Source organism: Brevibacillus brevis, from assembly GCF_031583145.1.
Classification (GTDB): Bacteria; Bacillota; Bacilli; order Brevibacillales; family Brevibacillaceae; genus Brevibacillus; species Brevibacillus brevis_E.
Map to the genome: position 1 here is coordinate 2,421,575 of NZ_CP134050.1, position 20,832 is coordinate 2,442,406.

General features: G+C 57.9%; 18 protein-coding genes. All 18 read left to right on the plus strand.

Annotation, left to right across the window (positions count from 1 at the left end; all coding sequences use genetic code 11):
- Positions 1–256 precede the first annotated feature (256 nt).
- The 18 genes from RGB73_RS12055 (at position 257) to RGB73_RS12140 (ending at position 20,738) form a co-directional block, all read left to right on the plus strand.
- A complete protein-coding gene (locus RGB73_RS12055; protein WP_310772290.1) occupies positions 257–1,375 on the plus strand; it encodes a phytase in 1,119 nt (372 codons plus the stop codon).
- Between the two features lie 174 nt (positions 1,376–1,549).
- The gene (gene iolG, locus RGB73_RS12060) at positions 1,550–2,581 is read left to right on the plus strand and encodes an inositol 2-dehydrogenase (protein ID WP_310772292.1); all 1,032 of its coding nucleotides are present in this window, start codon (positions 1,550–1,552) and stop codon (positions 2,579–2,581) included.
- Positions 2,582–2,618: 37 nt separating this feature from the next.
- Positions 2,619–4,484, plus strand: a complete 1,866-nt coding sequence (iolD, locus tag RGB73_RS12065) for a 3D-(3,5/4)-trihydroxycyclohexane-1,2-dione acylhydrolase (decyclizing) (protein ID WP_310772294.1) — start codon at positions 2,619–2,621, stop codon at positions 4,482–4,484.
- A 16-nt stretch (positions 4,485–4,500) separates the two neighbouring features.
- Entirely contained in the window at positions 4,501–5,439 is a 939-nt protein-coding gene (gene iolE, locus RGB73_RS12070) for a myo-inosose-2 dehydratase (RefSeq protein WP_310772296.1), read from the plus strand.
- Positions 5,427–6,227: a 5-deoxy-glucuronate isomerase gene (gene iolB / locus RGB73_RS12075; protein WP_310772297.1), complete on the plus strand. Its 801-nt coding sequence runs from the start codon at positions 5,427–5,429 to the stop codon at positions 6,225–6,227. The genes iolE and iolB overlap by 13 nt, the downstream gene beginning before the upstream one ends.
- A gap of 20 nt (positions 6,228–6,247) precedes the next feature.
- The gene (gene iolC, locus RGB73_RS12080) at positions 6,248–7,249 is read left to right on the plus strand and encodes a 5-dehydro-2-deoxygluconokinase (protein WP_310772299.1); all 1,002 of its coding nucleotides are present in this window, start codon (positions 6,248–6,250) and stop codon (positions 7,247–7,249) included.
- Between the two features lie 12 nt (positions 7,250–7,261).
- On the plus strand, positions 7,262–8,113 hold the full coding sequence (locus tag RGB73_RS12085; protein ID WP_310772302.1) for a class II fructose-bisphosphate aldolase: 852 nt from the start codon (positions 7,262–7,264) through the stop codon (positions 8,111–8,113).
- The gene (locus tag RGB73_RS12090) at positions 8,104–9,558 is read left to right on the plus strand and encodes a CoA-acylating methylmalonate-semialdehyde dehydrogenase (protein ID WP_310772303.1); all 1,455 of its coding nucleotides are present in this window, start codon (positions 8,104–8,106) and stop codon (positions 9,556–9,558) included. The genes RGB73_RS12085 and RGB73_RS12090 overlap by 10 nt, the downstream gene beginning before the upstream one ends.
- 120 nt (positions 9,559–9,678) lie before the next feature.
- Positions 9,679–10,683: a LacI family DNA-binding transcriptional regulator gene (locus tag RGB73_RS12095; protein ID WP_310772304.1), complete on the plus strand. Its 1,005-nt coding sequence runs from the start codon at positions 9,679–9,681 to the stop codon at positions 10,681–10,683.
- Between the two features lie 89 nt (positions 10,684–10,772).
- A complete protein-coding gene (locus RGB73_RS12100; RefSeq protein ID WP_310772306.1) occupies positions 10,773–11,627 on the plus strand; it encodes a phosphatase domain-containing putative toxin in 855 nt (284 codons plus the stop codon).
- Between the two features lie 133 nt (positions 11,628–11,760).
- On the plus strand, positions 11,761–12,984 hold the full coding sequence (locus RGB73_RS12105; RefSeq protein ID WP_310772307.1) for an ABC transporter substrate-binding protein: 1,224 nt from the start codon (positions 11,761–11,763) through the stop codon (positions 12,982–12,984).
- Positions 12,985–13,021: 37 nt separating this feature from the next.
- The gene (locus RGB73_RS12110; protein ID WP_310772309.1) at positions 13,022–13,936 is read left to right on the plus strand and encodes a sugar phosphate isomerase/epimerase family protein; all 915 of its coding nucleotides are present in this window, start codon (positions 13,022–13,024) and stop codon (positions 13,934–13,936) included.
- 31 nt (positions 13,937–13,967) lie between these two features.
- Positions 13,968–15,803, plus strand: a complete 1,836-nt coding sequence (locus RGB73_RS12115; RefSeq protein ID WP_310772311.1) for an ABC transporter permease — start codon at positions 13,968–13,970, stop codon at positions 15,801–15,803.
- A 1-nt stretch (position 15,804) separates the two neighbouring features.
- A complete protein-coding gene (locus tag RGB73_RS12120; RefSeq protein ID WP_310772313.1) occupies positions 15,805–16,956 on the plus strand; it encodes an ABC transporter ATP-binding protein in 1,152 nt (383 codons plus the stop codon).
- Between the two features lie 33 nt (positions 16,957–16,989).
- On the plus strand, positions 16,990–17,745 hold the full coding sequence (locus tag RGB73_RS12125) for an MgtC/SapB family protein (RefSeq protein WP_396136211.1): 756 nt from the start codon (positions 16,990–16,992) through the stop codon (positions 17,743–17,745).
- Between the two features lie 17 nt (positions 17,746–17,762).
- On the plus strand, positions 17,763–18,572 hold the full coding sequence (locus RGB73_RS12130) for an HAD family hydrolase (protein ID WP_310772317.1): 810 nt from the start codon (positions 17,763–17,765) through the stop codon (positions 18,570–18,572).
- Positions 18,573–18,587: 15 nt separating this feature from the next.
- Positions 18,588–19,385, plus strand: a complete 798-nt coding sequence (locus RGB73_RS12135) for an inositol monophosphatase family protein (RefSeq protein WP_310772319.1) — start codon at positions 18,588–18,590, stop codon at positions 19,383–19,385.
- A gap of 291 nt (positions 19,386–19,676) precedes the next feature.
- The gene (locus tag RGB73_RS12140; protein ID WP_310772321.1) at positions 19,677–20,738 is read left to right on the plus strand and encodes an HD-GYP domain-containing protein; all 1,062 of its coding nucleotides are present in this window, start codon (positions 19,677–19,679) and stop codon (positions 20,736–20,738) included.
- The last annotated feature ends 94 nt before the right edge of the window (positions 20,739–20,832 follow it).

Sequence of the window (20,832 nt, forward strand, 5' to 3'; positions counted from 1 at the left end):
GAATAGGACGTCAGCATCCGAGAGCAGCCCGAAGAACCATGGCTGCTCTTCTTCTACCCGTGTCCCGCCGGTGAAAGGGGGTGAATCGGATCCGCGGTGCGAACCGCTCCGACAGCTACGGCAAGACGGGATTGGGTGCGGTGCGCAAGCAGGGACGGGGGAGACCGGAGTGCCGGAGAAATCGGAAACGAAACGGGCAGGTATGAAAGTGAAAAGGATTGTCACAGGAAGTGCAAAAACAGGGAGGGAAGAATGCATGAAAAAGTGGAAAGCAATCGCAGTGGTGACGGCATCCATTTGTTTATTGGGACAATCGGCAGTTTGGGCGGCTGCCCCGGCGGTCAGCGTCAAGCCGAAGGCAGAGACGGACGCGGTCGCTTCCGGGGATGATGCGGCGGATGATCCTGCTATTTGGGTTCATCCCAAGAATAAGGCCAAAAGCCGCATCATCGCTACGAACAAGGGCGGCGGGCTGCTGGTGTACGACCTGGACGGAAAGCAGCTGTACTCCTACACGACCGGCAAAATGAACAATATCGACGTGCGCTACGATTTTCCTCTGGGAAAAGGCAAAAAGGTGGACATCGCCGCAGCGACAAACCGGACGACGAACACGATCGACATTTTTGCCATCGACAAAGACACCGGGGCCCTGGAAAACATCTCCGGCACACCGATCGTCTCACTGATGCCGGAAGTGTACGGCTTTGCGCTTTACCACAGCTTGCGGACGGACAAGTACTATGCGCTCGTCCTCGGCAAGGAGGGAGAGTTTGAGCAATACGAGCTGTCCGCCGGCACAGACGGGAAAGTGAACGGCACGCTGGTGCGTTCTTTCAGCTTGGCGAGCCAATCGGAGGGGATCGTGGCCGACGACGAGTACGGCGTTATGTACATCGCCGAAGAGGACGCAGCGATATGGAAATACGACGCCGAACCGGGCGGCGGAAGCACGCCGCTCGCCAAGGTCGATTCAGCTGACGGCAATCATCTGACCGCTGACATCGAAGGACTGACCATTTATTACGGGGAGGACGGCGATGGCTATCTGATTGCATCCAGCCAAGGCAACAGCACGTATGCGGTCTACGAGCGGGGAGGAGACAACGAATACGAAACCAGCTTCCAGATCGTCGACCACAAAGGCGTAGATGGTGTGACCGGTACGGACGGGATCGACGTCCTCAGCTTCGGGCTGGGGAGCAACTATCCGAAAGGGATCTTCGTGGCACAGGATGACGAGAACCTCCAGAACGGAGAGGTCATCAATCAAAACTTCAAATTGGTCGATTGGGAAGAAATCGCCGACGAGGCGGATCTCGATACGGATAATGACATCGATCCCCGCGAACTGGAAAAACGCGACCGAGACTGAAAACCTTGCCAAAGATATTACGACAAAAGGGGGCAGCTTTTTTCGAATGCTGCCCTTTTGCGACAAAAATCAAAAAATTAACTCTTTTCAAACAAACGTGGCAACTGTATAATGATGGTAGGTTAAGCGGTTACCCTTTTTGGAATCAACAAGAAGAGAAGGGAGATATTCATTTTGAAAACATTGACCATCGGCATGATCGGCGCCGGGAGAATCGGACTATTGCATGCCGAAAATTTGCTCCGCAACAAACAGGTAAAGGTGAAGGCGATTTCCGACATCCGTGTGGATCACCTGCGTGAGTGGGCAGCTGCGGAACAGGTCGAAACGGTGACAGCAGACAGCCGGGCATTGCTGCAGGACCCGGATCTCGACGCCGTTTTCATCTGTTCGTCCACTGACACCCACGTCTCCTACATCATCGAGGCGGCACGGGCAGGCAAGCACATCTTTTGCGAGAAGCCGATCAGCTTTGACCCGCAGGAAACGGCTCAGGCGCTGGCCGTCGTCAAGCAGTGCGGCGTGCAGCTGCAGACGGGCTTCAACCGGAGATTCGACCACAATTTCATGAAAGTCCGCCAGCTGATTGAAACGGGCCAAATCGGCGAACCCCACATCATTCGGATTACGTCGCGGGACCCTGAGTTGCCTTCCTACGACTACATCAAAAGGTCGGGCGGCCTACTGTTCGATATGGCCATCCACGATTTTGACATGGCCCGCTTTTTGGCCGGCAGCGAGGTGGAAGAAGTGTACGTGAAGGGAGCCGTGCTCGTGGACGCCAAGGTCGGCGAACTGGGAGACATCGATACCGCGGTGACCTTGCTCACGTTTCAGAACGGCGCCGTCTGCGTGATCGACAACAGCCGCCGCGCTGCCTACGGCTACGATCAGCGGGTGGAGGTGTTCGGGTCGAAAGGAAGTGTCAGCGTGGTCAACGACACGGACAGTTCTGCAGAATGGAGCACGGCCGAAGGAGTGTTCCGCGAGAAGCCCAAGCACTTCTTCCTCGAGCGCTACCAGGAAGCATACGTCCGGGAGACGAACGCCTTCGTCGCCAGCATCCAAGCCGGGACTCCGGTGCCGGTGGACGGTCACGACGGATACATGGCGGAAGTGATCGCGGCTGCCGCACAAAAATCGCTGGCGGAGAAACGGCCGGTACCTGTTGCAGAGATGCTGCGAGCGTTTACGCATGCGGGTTGATTAAGCGGTTACCCTTAACGAAAGAAAGGAGAAGACTATGTCGAAGACGATTCGCCTGACGATGGCGCAAGCCCTGCTCCGATTTTTGGACGCGCAATACGTAAGCGTAGACGGTGTGGAGCGAAAATTCGTCCGGGGGGTGATGGGAATATTCGGGCATGGCAACGTCACGGGAATGGGAGAGGCGCTGGAGCGGCAGCGAGGCGGCTTGGACTTCCTGCAGGGCAAGAACGAGCAGGGAATGGCCCACGCCGCGATCGCGTTTGCCAAGCAAAAAAACCGGCTGGAAATATTCGCTTGTACCTCTTCCATCGGACCGGGGGCGCTCAACATGGTAACCGCCGCGGCGACGGCGACAATCAATCGCATCCCGCTGTTGCTTTTGCCCGGCGACATATTTGCCTGCCGCCAGCCCGATCCCGTCCTGCAGCAGATCGAGCACGGAGCCGATTACACGGTGTCCGCGAACGATGCGTTCAAGCCGGTCAGCCGATACTGGGACCGAATCAGCCGGCCCGAACAGCTGATGACGGCAGCCGTCCACGCGATGAGAGTGCTCACCGACCCGGAGGAGACCGGGGCCGTGACACTGGCGTTGCCGCAAGATGTGCAATGCGAATCGTACGATTACCCGCAGGAGTTTTTCGAAAAGCGAGTTCACTGCCAGGAGAGACGCCCCCCTTCCGAAGAGGCTATGAAACGGGCGATTTCGCTGGTGATGGGGAAAAAGAAGCCGCTGATCATCGCGGGCGGCGGGGTCCACTATTCGCTGGCAACGGACGCGTTGGCGGATTTCGCCCGGACCTTCCACATCCCGGTGGCGGAAACGCAAGCCGGAAAAAGTGCCTTGCCGTGGGACTCGGAATGGAACGCGGGGTCTATCGGCGTGACCGGAGCGCTCCCGGCGAACCGGCTGGCCGCGGAAGCCGATCTGGTGATCGCGGTCGGAACCAGGCTGTCCGATTTCACCACGGCGTCCAAAACGGCGTTCCGCAACCCGGATGTCGAATTTCTCGGGATCAATGTCAGCCGTATGGACGCTGCAAAGCTGAGCGCCCACGAACTGGTGGCGGATGCTCGAATCGCCCTGAAGCGGCTGGGACAACAACTCCTGGCCGAAGGGTACCGCTCCTCGCATAACAGAGCCGAGCTTTCCGCCTTGAACGGGGAGTGGCGCGCAGAGGTCGATCGCTTGTACGCGGCAAGGGCGGAAGCTGGCTTGACACAGACGGAGGTGCTCGGCGAAATCAACCGCATAGTCGGAGAGGACGCCGTCATCGTATGCGCAGCGGGAAGCCTGCCCGGCGATCTGCACCGGCTGTGGCGCAGCCGGAAAGCGAAGTCGTACCACATGGAATACGGATTTTCCTGCATGGGCTACGAGGTGGCCGGCGCTTTCGGGGTAAAGCTGGCGGAGCCGAAGTGCGATGTGTACGCTCTCGTCGGGGACGGCAGTTACCTGATGCTCCACTCGGAACTCCTGACAAGCATTCAGGAAGGGGTCAAAATCAACATTTTGCTTTTCGACAACCACGGCTTCCAGTGCATTCACAACCTGCAGAGAAGCAATGGCAGCGACGGCTTCGGCAACGAATTTCGCAGGCGGTCGCAAAATGGTTCACTAGATGGAGCGTATTTGCCCGTAGATTACGCCGCCCACGCCAGGAGCATGGGGGCTGACGCGTGGACGGTGAAATCGTTGGAGGAATTGAGGGAGGCGCTCGACGCAGCCCGGCACAGCCCGGTCTCCGCGCTCATCGAGATCAAGGTGCTTCCCGGCACGAATACGGACGGGTACGAATCCTGGTGGCGGGTCGATCCCGCAGGTGTCTCCAACAGCGAGAAAGTGACGGCCGCCCGCGAGCGGATGGAAAGGCAGCTCGGATTCGCCAAACCGTTTTGATGAAGGAGGAAACCGCATGAGCATTGCTTGGGGCCAGCTGAAGCTCGGCATATCGCCGATTAACTGGGTAAACGAAGATGTGCTGGAGCTGGGCGATCACTATACCTACGAAGAAGTGCTAGACGACTTTGCCCGGCTTGGCTTTTCCGGCACGGAGAATTGTCGCAAATTTCCGAAAGATCCTCGTCTTCTAAAGGAGGCGCTGGGGGACCGGGGGATTCAACTGACGTCGCAATGGAAAGGAGTGGTGTTTTCCGACCCCGCCATTCGGCAAGCGGAGCTGGCGGCGTACCGTCGGCATGTGGAGTTCCTGCACGAAATGGGAAGCGAGCACGTCGTAACTTGCGAGCTTGGCGGTTCCATCATCGGGGATGCGCGCCGACCCCGTGGAGTGGTAGAGGTCATCCCGCCAACCGACGAACAATGGAACCACATGGTGGAAGGGCTGCATCAGGCCGGCGACATCTGCCGGGAATACGGCATGAAGCTCGTCTACCACTACCATATCGGGACGATAGTGGAAAAACCGGAAGAGATCGACCGGCTGATGGAAACGACCGATCCGGATTTGGTCCACCTCTTGTTCGACACCGGGCATGCGTACTACGGCGGAGCGGATCCGCTGATGCTATTGACGAAGTACGCGGACCGGATCCCCTACATTCATTTGAAGGATGTCCGCCAGGAAGTGCTTGATCGCGTGCGTGCGAAGCAGATGCCGTTCCAGTCGGCTATCCGCGAAGGAGTGTTTACGGTGCCGGGCGACGGCGCCATCGACTTTAGCCCCATTCTCCGGAAGCTGATTCAAAACGGCTTCGCAGGATGGATGATTCTCGAAGCCGAACAGGATCCGGCTATCGCCGAGCCAAACGCATACGCGGAAAAATGCAAACGCTATCTCGATTCCATTTTGCAGCCAAACGGCGGGAAGGAGGAGCAGCCTTGTCCAATCTGATTGTGCGAAAAGGCAGTCGCGGTCCGGGAGGCAACGTGCTGACCATCACACCCCAATCCGCAGGGTGGAAATACGTCGGCTTTGAGGTGTACCAGCTGAAGCAGGGGGAGACGCTCCAGAGGGACACGGACGGTCGAGAAGCATGCATCGTGCTGCTCGGCGGGAAGGCCCACGTAAAGACCGCCCATGCCTCTTTTTCCGAAATCGGCCGGCGAATGAGCGTGTTCGAAGGAACGCCAGCCTGCTCGGTCTACGTCCCTGCTGGCGACCGGTTTGTCGTGGAAGCAGTCACGGATCTGGAATTCGCCTGCTGCTGGGCACCTGCACAGGGCATCCTCGAGGCGAGGCTCGTATCACCTGAGCAGGTAGGCGTGGAAAAGCGCGGAAACGGTGAAATGGAAAGGACGGTCCACAACATTCTGCCGGAGAGCCAGCCCGCCGAAAGCTTGCTGGTGGTGGAAGTATTCACGCCTCCGGGGCACTGGTCCAGCTACCCGCCGCACAAGCACGATGTAATGAATCTGCCGCAAGAATCGCTGCTGGAGGAAACGTACTATCACAAGGTGGATCCGGCTCACGGGTTTTGCCTGCAGCGGGTGTACACCGACGACCGTTCTCTGGACGAAGTGCTCGTCGTACGGGACGGGGACGCGGTGCTCGTTCCTCGAGGGTATCATCCCGTTTCGGCTCCGCCGGGCTACGCCGTCTATTACTTGAACGTCATGGCGGGCCCGGTTCGGACCTGGAAATTTCGCAATGATCCCGATCACGAATGGTTGTTTACATGAAGCGCAGGGAGGAGCCGATCATGAGCGTCTTGTCGTTCCCGGCAGATCGTCCGCTCGACTTTATCGGGCTGGGCAGACTGTGCGTGGACTTGAATGCGAATGAAATACACCGTCCGATGGAAGACACGCGGACGTTTACGAAATACGTCGGGGGCTCTCCGGCGAATATCACCATCGCGCTGGCGAAACTGGGCATGCGTACAGGCTTTGTCGGCAGGGTGGCTGACGATGCCCACGGACGCTTCATCGTGCAGTATCTTCGGGAGTGCGCCATCAATACGGACGGAATCGTCGTGGATCGGTCAGGTAGCGTGACAGGGCTGGCATTTACGGAAATCAAATCGCCGACGGATTGCAGCATCCTGATGTACCGGGACAATGTGGCTGACCTCAAACTGGAACCGTCCGACGTAGACGAAGCTTACATCCGGCAGGCCAAATCGCTCTTGATATCCGGTACCGCGCTGGCGAAAAGCCCTTCCCGAGAAGCGGTCTTCACCGCCTTGGAATACGCCCGGAAACACGGAGTCGTCACGGTATTTGACATCGACTACCGGCCGTATACGTGGCAGTCGATTGCGGAGGTCGCGGTGTACGGGAGACTGGTCGCGGAAAAGTGCGACGTCATCCTCGGTGGACGGGAAGAATTCGATCTCCTGGAAGCGCTGGACGGACCGCCTGCGCAGGATGACCAGGCAACGGCCCGCTACTGGCTGCGTCAGGGGGCAAAAATTGTCGTCGTCAAGCGCGGCTCGGAAGGCAACACTGCCTATTCCAGCGATGGGCGCATCAGCAAAGCGGCGATTTTCCCGGCTGAAGTCGTCAAGACGTTCGGTGCCGGCGATTCGTTTGCCGGAGCCTTTCTGTACGGATTGATGCAGGGGTATAGCCTCGATCGCTGCCAGCAGCTAGGGAGCGCAGCCGCTTCCATCGTCGTATCGAGCCACAGCTGCTCCGAGGCGATGCCTACCGTGGAACAGATCCGGCAGCGCATCGAGCGGTACGAGAAACAAGGAATTTGAGGAGGAGATCACGTGCTAGTGCATCTAAAGGAACTGGTGCAGGAAGCTTCGAGAAGCGATTACGCCGTCCCAGCCTTCAATGTCTTCGGATATGAAGACGCGGTGGCGGTCGTCCGGGCGGCGGAAGAAGTGGAGGCTCCCGTCATCCTCGCTACCAACCTGGCGGCGGTCAATCATATGCCGTTTCCTTTCATCGCGCCTGTCCTGATTGAAGTGGCCAAAGCAGCCAACGTGCCGGTGTGCCTGCATTTGGATCACGGAAAAGACTACGACTACGTCGCCGCTGCCATCGCCCACGGCTATACATCTGTCATGTTTGACGGCTCGCAGCTGCCGTTGGAAGAAAACATTCGCCAAACGAAGGCGATCGTCAAAATGGCTGCCGAACACGGGGTTTCAACGGAAGCCGAGATTGGCTCGGTTGGCTACAGCGACCCTGCTATGGGGATGAAGCACGCGTACAGCGATCCGGAGGAAGTGCGGATTTTTGTGGAGGAGACGGGGATCGATGCCGTAGCCGTTTCGATCGGCACTGTCCACCGCATGGAGGAGCAGGGGGCCGACATCGATTTTGGCCTGCTGCACCAGATCGAGGCGAGAGTCCCTACCCCGCTCGTCCTGCACGGCTCGACCGGAGTCCGCGATGACGATTTGCGCCGGCTTGCTACCAGTCGGATCGCCAAGGTCAATATCGGGACCGCTCTGCGAATGGCGTTCGGCAAAACGCTGCGCAGCGAAGTGGCGGAGAACCCGGACCAATTCGACCGCATCCAGCTGTTTCAACAGCCGATGGAAGCGGTGAAGCAGACAGCTTTGCAAAAGTTTTCACTTTTGGGGTTGGGGAGGAACGCATCATGTCGGTAAACGTGTCGGTCTTGCAAAACTACATCGGAGGGAGGTGGGTCGATTCGGAAGCAGTCCGGGGAGAGCCGGTGCCCAATCCGGCGACCGGCGAGATTCTCGCGCAGGTCCCGCTTTCGACCGCGACAGATCTGGATCGCGCTGTCGACGCGGCGGCAAAGGCGTTTCAGGAGTGGAGAAGAGTGCCGGTACCGCGTCGGGCCCGCATCCTGTTTGCCTACCAGCAGCTGCTGGTGAAGCATTGGGACGAGCTGGCCCGTCTGATCACGGAGGAAAACGGGAAGAGCTACCAGGAAGCCTACGGGGAAGTGCAGCGCGGGATTGAATGCGTGGAATTTGCGGCAGGGGCGCCCACGCTCCTGATGGGATCTACACTGCCGGATATCGCAACGGGCATCGAATCGTCCATGTATCGGTACCCGCTCGGGGTTGTCGCCGGCATTACGCCGTTCAATTTTCCCATGATGGTTCCGTGCTGGATGTTTCCTCTCGCCATTGCTTGCGGAAACACGTTCGTGCTGAAACCGTCGGAGAGGACGCCGCTGCTTGCGAACCGGCTGGCACAGCTGCTTGCGGAAGCGGGCTTGCCGGACGGCGTGTTCAACATCGTCCACGGCGCACATGACGTCGTGAACGGAATGCTGGCCCATCCCGACATCGCGGCCGTTTCGTTCGTAGGTTCGCAGCCCGTCGCCGAATACGTGTACAAAACGGCGGCGGCCCACGGGAAACGCGTACAGGCGCTGGGCGGAGCCAAAAACCATTCGGTCGTGATGCCGGACGCCGACTTGGCGCTGGCTGCCAAAGAGATCATCAATGCGGCATTCGGCTCCGCCGGGGAGCGCTGCATGGCCTGCTCGGTCGTCGCCGCCGTCGGAGGGATCGCCGATGAACTGGTAGATCGTCTGTACCAAGGAGCCAAACAGCTCACGGTCGGCAACGGTTTGCAGGAGAACGTGTTTTTGGGGCCGGTCATCCGGGAGGGACACAAGGAGAGGACCATCCGCTATATCGAGAAAGGCGTGGTAGAAGGGGCGAAGCTCGTTCTGGACGGCAGGCGGCATCCCGCCGCGGAAGGGGAAGGATACTTTCTCGGTCCGACTCTCTTCGACCATGCACAGGGCGGCATGACCATCTGGACAGATGAAATTTTTGCGCCCGTGCTCCAGGTCGTCCGGGTCAGCTCCTTGCAAGAAGCCATTCGTTTGGCCAACCGATCGGAATTTGCCAACGGCGCGTGCATTTATACAAACAGCGCCAAAGCCATCCAGGAATTCAGGGAAACGGTGGATGCCGGGATGCTGGGCGTCAACGTAGGCGTACCCGCGCCAATGGCGTTCTTCCCGTTCTCCGGCTACAAAAAGTCGTTTTATGGCGATCTGCACGCCAACGGAAGGGACGGCGTCGAGTTTTACACCCGCAAGAAGATGATGGTAGCCCGCTATTAAAATCCCGATCTTTTCACAGAACATTTGTAAAACGATTCCCGGTTTGTATATGCTAGGAACAGGCACAAAGTGGATGGACAAGGATCCCTGTGCACTTGTAGAAGAAGTTGGGGGAGTCCAATGGCTACAATCTATGACATTGCGAAAGAAGCGGGGGTTTCTATCGCTACGGTCTCCAAAGTCATCAACCAAACCGGACGCATCAGCGACAAGACGAGACAGCACGTGATGGAGGTAATGAAGCGGCTGAATTACCAGCCGAGCGTGGTTGCATCGGCGCTCACCAAAAAACGGACGTACACGATCGGACTCTTGGTGCCGGATCTGGCCAACCCGTTTTTCGCGGAGATCGCGAGGAGCGTGGAGGACCGCGCCCATGAACTGGGCTACAATCTGGTGATTTGCAATACCGACAACGACCTGAACAAGGAAGAGAGATACACCAATCTGCTTCGGCAGAAAAGCGCGGATGGCATTATTCTCGCGACCGGGGTCAGAAGCAGCGCCAGCCTGAAAAAGCTCCTTCAGCAGAAACAGGCCATCGCCGTGATCGCCCGCGACATGCCCGCCCTGGCAGTGGACACCGTGCTCGTCGACGACTTTTTGGGAGGATATTTGGCGGCGAGCCACCTTCTCGAGCTCGGCCATCGGCATATTGCCGTGATCTCGGAAGATTTGGAAGTCATGAGCAGCCGGGATCGGGTACGCGGCTATCGCCAGGCATTGGAGGAAGCCGACGTCCCCTTCGAGGAAAAATGGGTCCGGGTCAGTGCCTTTCAACTGCAGGACGGGAAAGAGACGGCCGGACGATTGCTCGACGAACCGGATCGGCCGACGGCGATTTTCGCCTGCAACGATCTGCTGGCCATCGGCGCCATCCAGGCTGCACGAGAACGGGGATTGGCGGTGCCTCGAGATTTGTCCGTCGTCGGTTTTGACAACACGGTGTTGGCTGGCATCATCGACCCGCCTCTGACCACGATCGCCCAGCCGATTCAGGAAATGGGCAGGCAGGTCGTGAACCTGATCTCCCAGGAGATCAACGGGGAGAAAAACGCCAAACAGCGCGTGGTCTTGGTACCCGAGCTGGTGGTGCGCGAATCTACGGGGCAGTGGGGGGCCTAACTTCACCTCCTTCACGCCCGAAGGCGAACTCGTAAGCGCTTTCCTTAGGTGGGCGCGAGCTTGGCACATGGAGAAAGGAGTGGCATGGAATGGAACTACCGCTGCTCATCATTGAGGCGGACAATACGGATGATCTCCCGCTGAGGTTTCGGATGGCAAGCACGCCGCATTCCGGGGAGACGGCAGGCATGCCGGACCTGGCCGGCTATCACGAGCTGAACATTTCGGGGAGCGGCCAGTTTTCGGAAAAAGGGCTCCGGCGTATGCGGCAGCTGATTGGCGAAGGTCCTGCTATAATCGTGGACCTGCGGCAGGAATGTCACGGATTTGTCAACGGAATGGCAGTCTGCTGGTTCGGTACCCACAACAACGCCAACAAGGGGCTGTCCCGGGAGCAGGTCGAAGAGCAGGAAGCACAGCGCCTGCGCGGCCTGAAGGAAGCGGCAGAAGTCGCGTTCGACTACCTGGAGGGCAAGTCGGCCGAGGTGCATCTGCCGGGACCGATCAGTTCGCCTGTAACCGTACAATCAGAAAAGGAACTGGCGAAGCAGGAAGGGTTTCTCTATACCCGCTTTTTTGTCACAGACCACCATCGTCCCGGGGACGACGAGGTCGATCGGTTCATCACGTTCGTAAACAGTCAAACGAACGAAATCTGGCTGCATTTTCACTGCCGGGGAGGCGTCGGAAGGACGACCACGTTCATGCTGATGTACGACATGATGCGAAACGCTAAGCGCGTCGGCCTGAGCGACATACTGGAACGCCACCGGCTGAGCGGTGGGCGCGACATGTACCGCATGGACCCGCAGCGGGACGGCTACAAGTACGCACCGGCGGTCGAAAGACTGGCTTTCCTTCAACAATTTTACCAGTATTGCGCCGACGATCAGGACGGATTTGAAACATCCTGGTCGGAGTGGCTGAAACGCCAGAACTCCTGAACGGCAGGATTTTTTTTGGCGGTCGAGGAAAAGCGCTTACCCGTGCAAACGACCGTAACTGTCCCGATAGTCGGGACCAACCGGATTGCAGAACCGGGTGCTTTCCCAAATACGTAAAACGGGGGGAACAAGGATGAAGACGACCAAACAGAAACAGAAGGGGTTTCTCGCACTTGTGTCTTTGGCGGTGACGATGGCGATGCTCACGGCGTGCGGAGGTGCTCCATCCGGCTCGTCATCTCCGGGCAGCAGTTCGCCAGGCTCGGAAACAAAGGCGCCAGGCACGGAATGGGCCGAGGAGGTCGGCCTGAACAAGACGGAAACCGTCGACGAACTGTATGAAAAGGCGAAGAAAGAAGGAAAGGTCGTCGTCTACTCCCAGTCGAGCCGGATCAAGGACGTAAAGGCGACTTTCGAGAAACAGTATCCTGGCGTCGAGGTGGAGGCCTACCACATGGGCACAAACGATGTCGTGGAAAAGGTGATTCGCGAGCAGGGAGCCGGCGTCTTCCATGCTGATGTCGCCTTCCTCAAGGAATCGGCGGGGACCGTGACCAACGAAATTCTCGCCAAAGGCATGATGCATCCGTACAAACCGACGGATCTCACTACCCATATGATCGAGCCTTACAAAACCGAGCGGGCCGGTTTGGTACCCTACGTTTCCCTACGGGCTTTCTATTACAACACGGAAGCGTACAAATCGCCGCCGATTGACAGCTGGTGGGATCTGACGAAGCCGGAATGGAAAGGGAAGGTCATCCTGGAAGATCCCACGATATCTGCAGATACCATGGACTTGTTCCTCGCCGTCATTGCGAACCCGCAAGACATGGAGCAAGCTTACAAGGAAGAGTTCGGCAAAGACATCGAACTGGACGGAACGGAAAACGCGAGCTACGAGTTTTTCAAGCGACTGCTGGCGAATGATCCGATTCTCGTAAAATCCAGTGACGAAGCGGTGGAAGCAGTGGGAGCGCCCGGACAATCCTCTCCCCCGATCGCCATTTCCGCTTCGAGCAAACAGCGGGATATCAAAGAAAAAGGCTTGAAGGTGGCCGTCACCTATGACATCAAGCCAAAGGTATCGGTCGCAGGCGAATCCTATCTGTACATCATCAACAAGGCGCCGCACCCGAACGCGGGCAAGCTGCTCATACGCTGGATGGCAGGCGAAGCAGACGGCAAGGCAGAGGGATTCAAGCCCTACAACGTACAAGGTTCCTGGAGTACCCGGACCGATAACGGCCGTGACGACCAGCCGCCACTGGACCAATTGAACGTATGGCCAGCCGACCACAACTTCTTCTACCAAAACTTCACCAAGTTCCGCGATTTTTGGATGAGCAATCAATGATCGTCCAACGATGGCAACAAGGAAAGGAGTGGGCTGCATGCGCATCGGCCTCTCGTTGCAAAGTCCTTTTTTCACAGGCAAGCCGGGAGCTTTTGATTCGAAAGAATGGACAGAACATTTGAAAAAGGTCGAACACGATCTCGACTTTTTCCAAGGCGCGGGCATTTCCTCGATCGAGATTCGCAACCTGCTCCGCGGCGCGGATGAGCGCATGTACCGGGACGTCATTCAACTGATCTGGGAACGGGGACTGCAGCTGACAGTTCACGGACATGTCGGCGGGGTGTTTTCCGGGACGTCATTCATGGAGATCTATCCGTCCATGCGGTACATCCTCAGGCATTTTCACCGCTACCAGAAAGGAATTACGATGACGCTCCATGCCTTCGAGGCAAGCGAAGGCTCCCGCGGGGAATTGCACCGGCGCACCGTGGACTTGCTGGGGGAGTGGGCGAGCATGGTGCAAGCAGAGGGCTTGCCCGTTCAGTTCGCCCTGGAGATCAACCGCCGCAAGCCGAAAAAGGTCGATCCGGGAGATTCGCTGGACGGCGTGTTTGGCATGGTGGAAGAGGCCGGGAGCCCTGCGGTCGGCATTTGCTGGGACATGGGACATTCCTATTCCAACCTGCTTGCGGACAGCGGGAGGCGTGAAACGGATCCGCCGGACATCCCGCTGCTGGACTTGCCCCCCGAGCCGTTCCTGAAGCAAATCATCCATACCCATATTCACGGCCTTGGCACCGGCGGAACCCATCTGCCTTTGACGGAGAAACGCAGCCTGCCTTTGGAAGCGTACGTCTCTGCACTGCGGCAAACCGGCTATCAAGGGGTCTACAACATGGAGTTTACGTTCAGCAAGTTCGACTCGGACCGAAGCCTGCATGAACATCTTCATGCATCGATTCAAAGAATGAAAGCGGCGCTTGCGCCGGCGCCCAGGCCGCCGGCTTAAAGAAGCGGGCGATAAAGGAGTGTTGTTAGAGGTGAAGCAGTACGAAGCCAGCAAACCGCATCCACGCGTCGGCCTGATCCGGCTCTCCAACCGAGTAAAAGGGATCCTGTCGAGCCCGGTGCATTTGATCAGCATCCTGACCTTCGTCTTTCTGGTCTACACGATCGTGCTCCCCATGTGGGAGATCGTCTCCCATACGTTTACCTGGCAGCCTGAAGACGTCCGCGTGGCCCGAGGGGTCGAACCCGGGCAGTTGACGTTCTACCATTGGGTTCACGTACTGGCAAGCGACATCAGCTCCTCGATTTTTTACAAGCCGATGCTCCACTCTTTGGAGATCGCCGTCTGCGTTTCCGTTTTCTCCCTGCTTCTCGGCGGCACATTGGCCTTTCTCGTGACGAGGACGGACATTCCCTACAAAAAAACGATTGCCTTCCTGGCCGTCGTCCCTTACATGCTTCCCTCCTGGATCAAGGCGTTCGCCTGGCTGGTCGTCTTCAAAAACGACCGGGTCGGCGGGAGCAAGGGACTGCTGCAGTACCTGTTCGATGTCAATCCGCCTGACTGGCTGTCCTACGGGTTTTTTCCGATCGTCGTAAACCTGACGGCCCACTATTTTGTCTTCTTCTATCTGTTGATGGCCGTCGCGCTCAGCTCGATCAACAGCAGTCTGGAGGAAGCGGCAGACATTCTCGGTGCCAACCGGTTTACCGTCATGCGGAAAGTCACGTTTCCGCTGGTGCTCCCCGCCATCTTGTCGGCGCTGATTCTCACTTTTTCCAAAGCGATGGGGACATTCGGGGTCGCCGCCTTTTTGGGCCTGCCGGTCAAGTACTACACGATTGCCACGATGCTGTACGGCAGCATCAAAAACCGGCTGATCTCCGACGCTTACGTGCTCAGCCTGATCCTGATTGCCATCTCCTCGATCACGATCTACATCAACCAACGGGCGATTGGCAAGAGGAAAAGCTACGCAACCATCGGCGGCAAAGACGCGCGCAAATCAGTCATCCCACTCGGAAAATGGAAGCTGCCAGCCATCGGAGGCGTGATCCTGTTCTTGGCGTCGACGGCAATTTTTCCGCTCCTCCTGCTTTTGTGGCAGTCGTTCATGCTGCGGGAGGGCGATTACAGCTTCTCCAATATGACGCTGCATTTTTGGACGGGAGACTCCAATCCGCGAATCGCATCCGGGGAAGTCGGCGTTTTGAAAAACGACGGCATCGCTCTGGCTCTGGCCAATTCGCTCAAGGTGGCATTTACGGCCTCCATCCTCGCCGCGGTCATCGGCTTGATCCTAGGCTACGTCATCACGAAGGGCAGAAAAACGCTTTCCTCCAAGCTGACGGAGCAGCTGTCGTTTCTGCCGTATCTGATCCCCGGCATCGCGTTTTCGGCGATCTACCTGTCCATGTTTGCGAAGCCGACCTTTCTCGTTCCCGCCCTGTACGGAACGCTGACCATCGTCATCCTGATCACCCTCGTCAAAGAGCTGCCGTTCGCCACGCGCTCCGGTACGAGCACGATGTACCAGATCGGGGGCGAGCTGGAGGAAGCGGCCAAGCTCGCCGGCGCATCCTGGATCAGGCGGTTCCTCAAGATCATGGTTCCGCTCAGCCGAAAAGGGCTGCTCAGCGCGTTCCTGCTGCTGTTTGTCTCCGCGATGAAGGAGCTGGACCTGATCGTGCTGTTGGTAACGCCGAACACAGGGACGCTGACGACGCTCACTTTCAACTATGCGGAAAGCGGGTACCAGCAGTACGCGGATGCGATCATTATCATCATCATTGCCATCATACTGGTCACCCATTTCCTGGCGACGAAATTCGGGAAGGCCGATCTTTCCAAGGGAATAGGAGGATAGCATGAGCAGAATCGTTCTGAAGGGCGTCAACAAATACTTTGACAACAACCACATTTTGAAGGACCTGGACCTCGTCATCGAGGAAGGCGACTTTATGACATTGCTTGGGCCTTCGGGCTGCGGCAAGACGACCACACTGCGGGTGATCACCGGCCTGGAAAATCCGGAGGCTGGCCTGATCACGATCAATGAAAAAGAGGTGGTGAACGGGACCACCCACTACTACGCCTCTCCATCCAAGCGCGGTTTGAATCTCGTTTTCCAAAGCTATGCCCTGTGGCCGCACATGACGGTGTACGACAACGTAGCGTTCGGATTGGAAATGCAGCGGATGCCGAAAGCGGAGATCGCGCGCAAGGTGGAAAACGCTTTGGATAAAATGAAAATTTTGCAGCTGAAGGACCGCTACCCGTCCGAGCTGTCCGGCGGCCAGCAGCAGCGGGTGGCGATCGCCCGGGCTATCGTCACCGAACCAAAGATACTGCTGCTCGATGAACCGCTCTCCAATCTGGATGCCAAACTGCGGCTGGAGATGCGGGCGGAGCTGAAACGGCTTCACCGCGAACTGAACACGACGATCATCTACGTCACCCACGATCAGGTAGAAGCGTTGACTATGTCGACGAAGATTGCCGTGTTTTTTGAGGGGACATTGGTCCAGGTGGATTCTCCCAAAGAGGTGTATCGGCATCCGTCCGACATTCGCGTCGCAGACTTCATCGGGAACCCCAAAATCAATTTTGTCGACGCGGCGTGCGAGCCGATCGGAGGAGCACTGCGCACCGTGTCCAGCCTCGGGGTGCGTGACATTCCCAGTCCGAGCAGCTTTCAGGGGGAAGCGGTGCTGGCTCTCTACCCTGAGGATATCCGAATATCCGCTGAACCTGTCGAGAGCGGGATCGCCTGCAGCGTCTATTCCGTTTTGCCCGCGGGGTCGGAAACGCTCGTCCAGCTGTCCGTAGGTAGCGAGCTGAACCTGCTGGCGAAGTGCATCGGCGAGCTGGAGCTGCCGGTTGGCAGCACGGTGTGGATCACGTTTCCTGCAGATAAAGTCAACGTCTACAGCAAAGAAACGGGAAAGCTCGTGTCAAAATCGGGGGAAGCGGCCCTACGTCCAAACGCGATCAGAGAAGGCAGAGCGGCGTCCGGCTAGCGAGATGAAAAGGAGAGAAAGCGATTGGCGTACGTGAGCGCATCCGTCTGGCACATTACGTGGAGCGAGCTGGCTTTGCGCATGATCGTCGCTGCGATCCTGGGAGGGCTGGTCGGGATCGAGCGCGAGTGGAGCAACCACGCCGCCGGCTTCCGGACGCACATCCTCGTCTGTCTGGGTTCGGCGACGATCATGCTGCTGTCGATTTACGGCTTCTCCGAATTCGTTTACGAAACACAGGTGAGGGTCGATCCGGCCAGGCTGGCCGCGCAGGTCGTCAGCGGGATCGGGTTTCTCGGAGCGGGGGCCATCATGCGGAACGGCAATGTGATCAAGGGACTGACGACAGCGGCTTCGGTTTGGGTTGTGGGGGCGATCGGACTGTGCGTCGGGGCAGGATTTCTGGTCGGGGCCTTCGTCTGCACGTTCCTCGTACTGATCAGCCTGTACCTGCTGAACAAATGGGAGAAGCATCTGCTCAGACACCGCAGGCTCCACGAGGTGGAGATGGTCATCCTGGACGAACCCGGGGCGTTGGGAAAAATCGCCTCCCTGTTCGGGGAGCAGGGCATCCAGATTGCCAACCTCCGGATGAACCATGCGGACGGTCCTGCTGACGAGGGGAATGGCACGATGCATCTGAGCTTCCGGCTGCGGATTCAGAAGCAGGAAAAACTGGTGTGCGCTCTGGAGCGCATCGCGGCTTTGGACGCGTTGATCTCCCTCGAGTCCCAGGATCTGGTCACGTGGAAATACGGAAACGAGAAAAGCAACGCGTTGACCCTATAACAGGAGGAATCGGGTGAATGGACGTGAAAAAAACAACTTTGCTGGTCACGGACCTGGACGGGACCTTGTTGACCCGAAATCAGGAGATCAGTCCTGAAAACCAGCAAGCCATCAAACGCTTGAAAGAGCGCGGCGGAATGTTTACGTTTGCGACCGGCAGGACGGAAGAGGCGGTTGCGCCGTTTGCTCGCCAGCTGTCGCTGGAGCTGCCGATGATTTTGTACAACGGAGCGAGAATCTCCCATCCGCTTACGGGAGCGGTGCTGTACGAAGCGACATTGACCTTGCCAGGGGGGCTCTGGAAAGAGCTCCTGCGTGCTGCATCCGATGGTGTGGCGGTGCTGGTCTACAAGGACGGGGACGTGTACGCTCCCGAGCGAAGCGAGCTGCTGGAGCGGCATGAACAAAAAGACGGAGTCCGCTGCAAGCCGTTTCCGCCTGAGCTGACGGGCCAGCCGATTACGAAAATCTTGTTGATCGCCGAACTGCCGGAATGTTTGAAAGCGTTGGAGGAGAAGATCGCAATCACGGGCATAGCCTGCGAGACGGTCTATTCCGAATCCAATTACTTGGAGATTTTGCCTCCGCGGGTGTCGAAAGGGACGGCGCTCGCGGAGCTGGTGCGGATGCTGCAGATCCAGGAGCTGTTCGTCGTCACCGTGGGCGACAATTTGAACGATTTGACCATGGTGAAGGAAGCTGATCTGGGCGTTGCCGTGGCGAACGCCCATCCGTTGCTCAAGGAAGCCGCCGACACCGTCACAGTGCACCACGAGGAGCACGCGATTGCGGCCGTGATCGACAGGATCCTGAAAGAAGCGAACTGAAAGGAAGCGATTCGCATGAATTATTTGGAAGAGGCGAAAGAGATCGCCAAGGAGGCGGGGGCGCTGGTCATGTCCCGGCTCGGAACCGGATTTGCCACCGAAGAAAAAAGCTCCCGGTTTGACGTAGTGACGGAAGTAGACAGAGCTTCCGAAGAGCTGATCCGCAGCCGGATCCGGGAGATGGCAGCGGACCACACGTTTCTCGGGGAGGAGGAATCGTTCGGGAGCAAGGACCGTTTTCATATCCGCTTGGAGCAGGCGCAGGCAGAGCCGAATTTGTGGATCGTCGACCCGATTGACGGAACGAACAACTTCGTGCAGGGAATCCCCGGCTTTACGATTTCGATCGCGATGGCCTGCCGGGGGCAGGTGACCATCGGAGTGATTTACGACCCGTGCCGGGAAGAGTTGTTTTGGGCCGAAGCGGGGAAGGGCGCATATCTGAACGGAAAGCCGCTGCGTGTCTCCGAAACGGCGAGTCTCGGAGAGAGCGTCGTCGCCACTGGGTTTCCCTCCAATCCGGAAGCGCGGGCGGCAGTCATGGCCGGGCTCCAGGAGGTGACGCTTCACTGCCGGACGGTCCGCTCGCTCGGTTCCGCGGCATTGCATCTCGCCTATGTGGCAGCAGGGCGTCTGACGGCTTTCTGGGAAAACGGGCTGAACATTTGGGACACCGCCGCCGGAGCGTTGATCGTTCGGGAGGCGGGAGGAGTGTGCAGCGATACACGCGGGAATCCGTTTGGCCTGATGACTCGTGACGTGTTTGGAAGCAACGGGATCGTGCATCAGGAGCTGCTCAGGTGTTTGAAATAAGCTTGGATTGTCGGGGACGATTCTGCAAATAGAGCAGGGGTCGTCCCTTCTTCGCGTTCTGAAGGCATAGCCACCGAGACGTCATCGAGCCTGCCCCGGTAGGCATCATTCGACAAAAGCCCTCCGGGTCAAGCAGAGGGCTTGCTCGTCACCGCCTTTCGTACCGGTCATTATACGAAGCGTTCTCACAGACTTTTCCCTTCAAGCTGGGCTAAAACTCCGAAAAAGGTTTTCCCATCCGCAAGTTCGGGTAGTAGCAACAGGGGAGGAAGGAATCAGGAGGACGACCCCATGAAATATGTGAATGTCGAACAAGTCGAACCGGGCGACGTGCTGGCCCGCAGCATTTATACGAGCGAAGGGCTGACCTTGCTGCACGCGGGTGTGCAGCTCACGGTCGGAATGATCAACAAATTGCGCCGCTTTGGCGTGACGATGCTCAGCATCAAGGATCCGCTGCTGGATGAAGCGAAGGAAGAGGAAGTGGTGACAGAAACCACGCGCAAGGATGCCATCCGCAATCTTTCGGTCGCCATCCAGTGTGTGCAGTCAGGCAAGCATATGGATGTGCGAGGCATTCACAAGTCGGTGAACAGCATCATCGAAGAGACCCTTCGCAACCGCCGGGTGCTTCTCAATTTGGGCGAGATCCGGACCACGGACAACGCCATGTACATCCACGCCTTAAACGTCTGCATGATGGCAACGGTGATGGGAGTCGGGCTGGGGTACAATGCGCCGCAGCTGAAGGAGCTGTCCACCGGTGCGCTCCTTCACGATATCGGCAAGCTGGGCGCTGACACAAACGCACCGGCGTACAAAGCGAACAGCATGGAGAGCCACCATACATGGCGCGGCTTTCATCTCTTGCGAAAGAAGCATGAAATGAGTATCGTCTCTGCCCATATACCTCTGCAGCACCACGAGTGGGTGGACGGGAGCGGAATTCCCCGTGGCCTTGTCGGGGACGAGATCCACGACTTTGCCAAGATCGTGGCGATCTGCAACTATTACGACAATCTCATCTCTCCGTTCTCGGAGGAAAAGGAGACCCTGGCTCCGTATGTGGCCTGTGAAAAAATCATGGGCCTGGCTGAGAAGCGCTTTGACCACAAGATGGTCATCCACTTCCTGCGATCGATCGCCCTGTATCCGACAGGGACGTCGCTGCGATTGAGCACCGGGGAGATCGGCGTGGTCATCGACCAGAACCGGGGCTTGCCTGCGCGTCCCGTGGTGCGAGTGATCAGGCGCGAACAGAGCGGAAGCAGACGGATGGCGGAGGAGCATGACATCCGTGACATCGACCTCGGGGAGGAAACGACGGTATTCATCACAGGGGTCATGGAGTAATCCAAATTCAGGGTTTTCCCCTGCCAAAATCAGGGAGAGCCCCTACATACGGAGAGGAACGCCTGGACTACAATGAAAACTGGCAAGGGAAGAG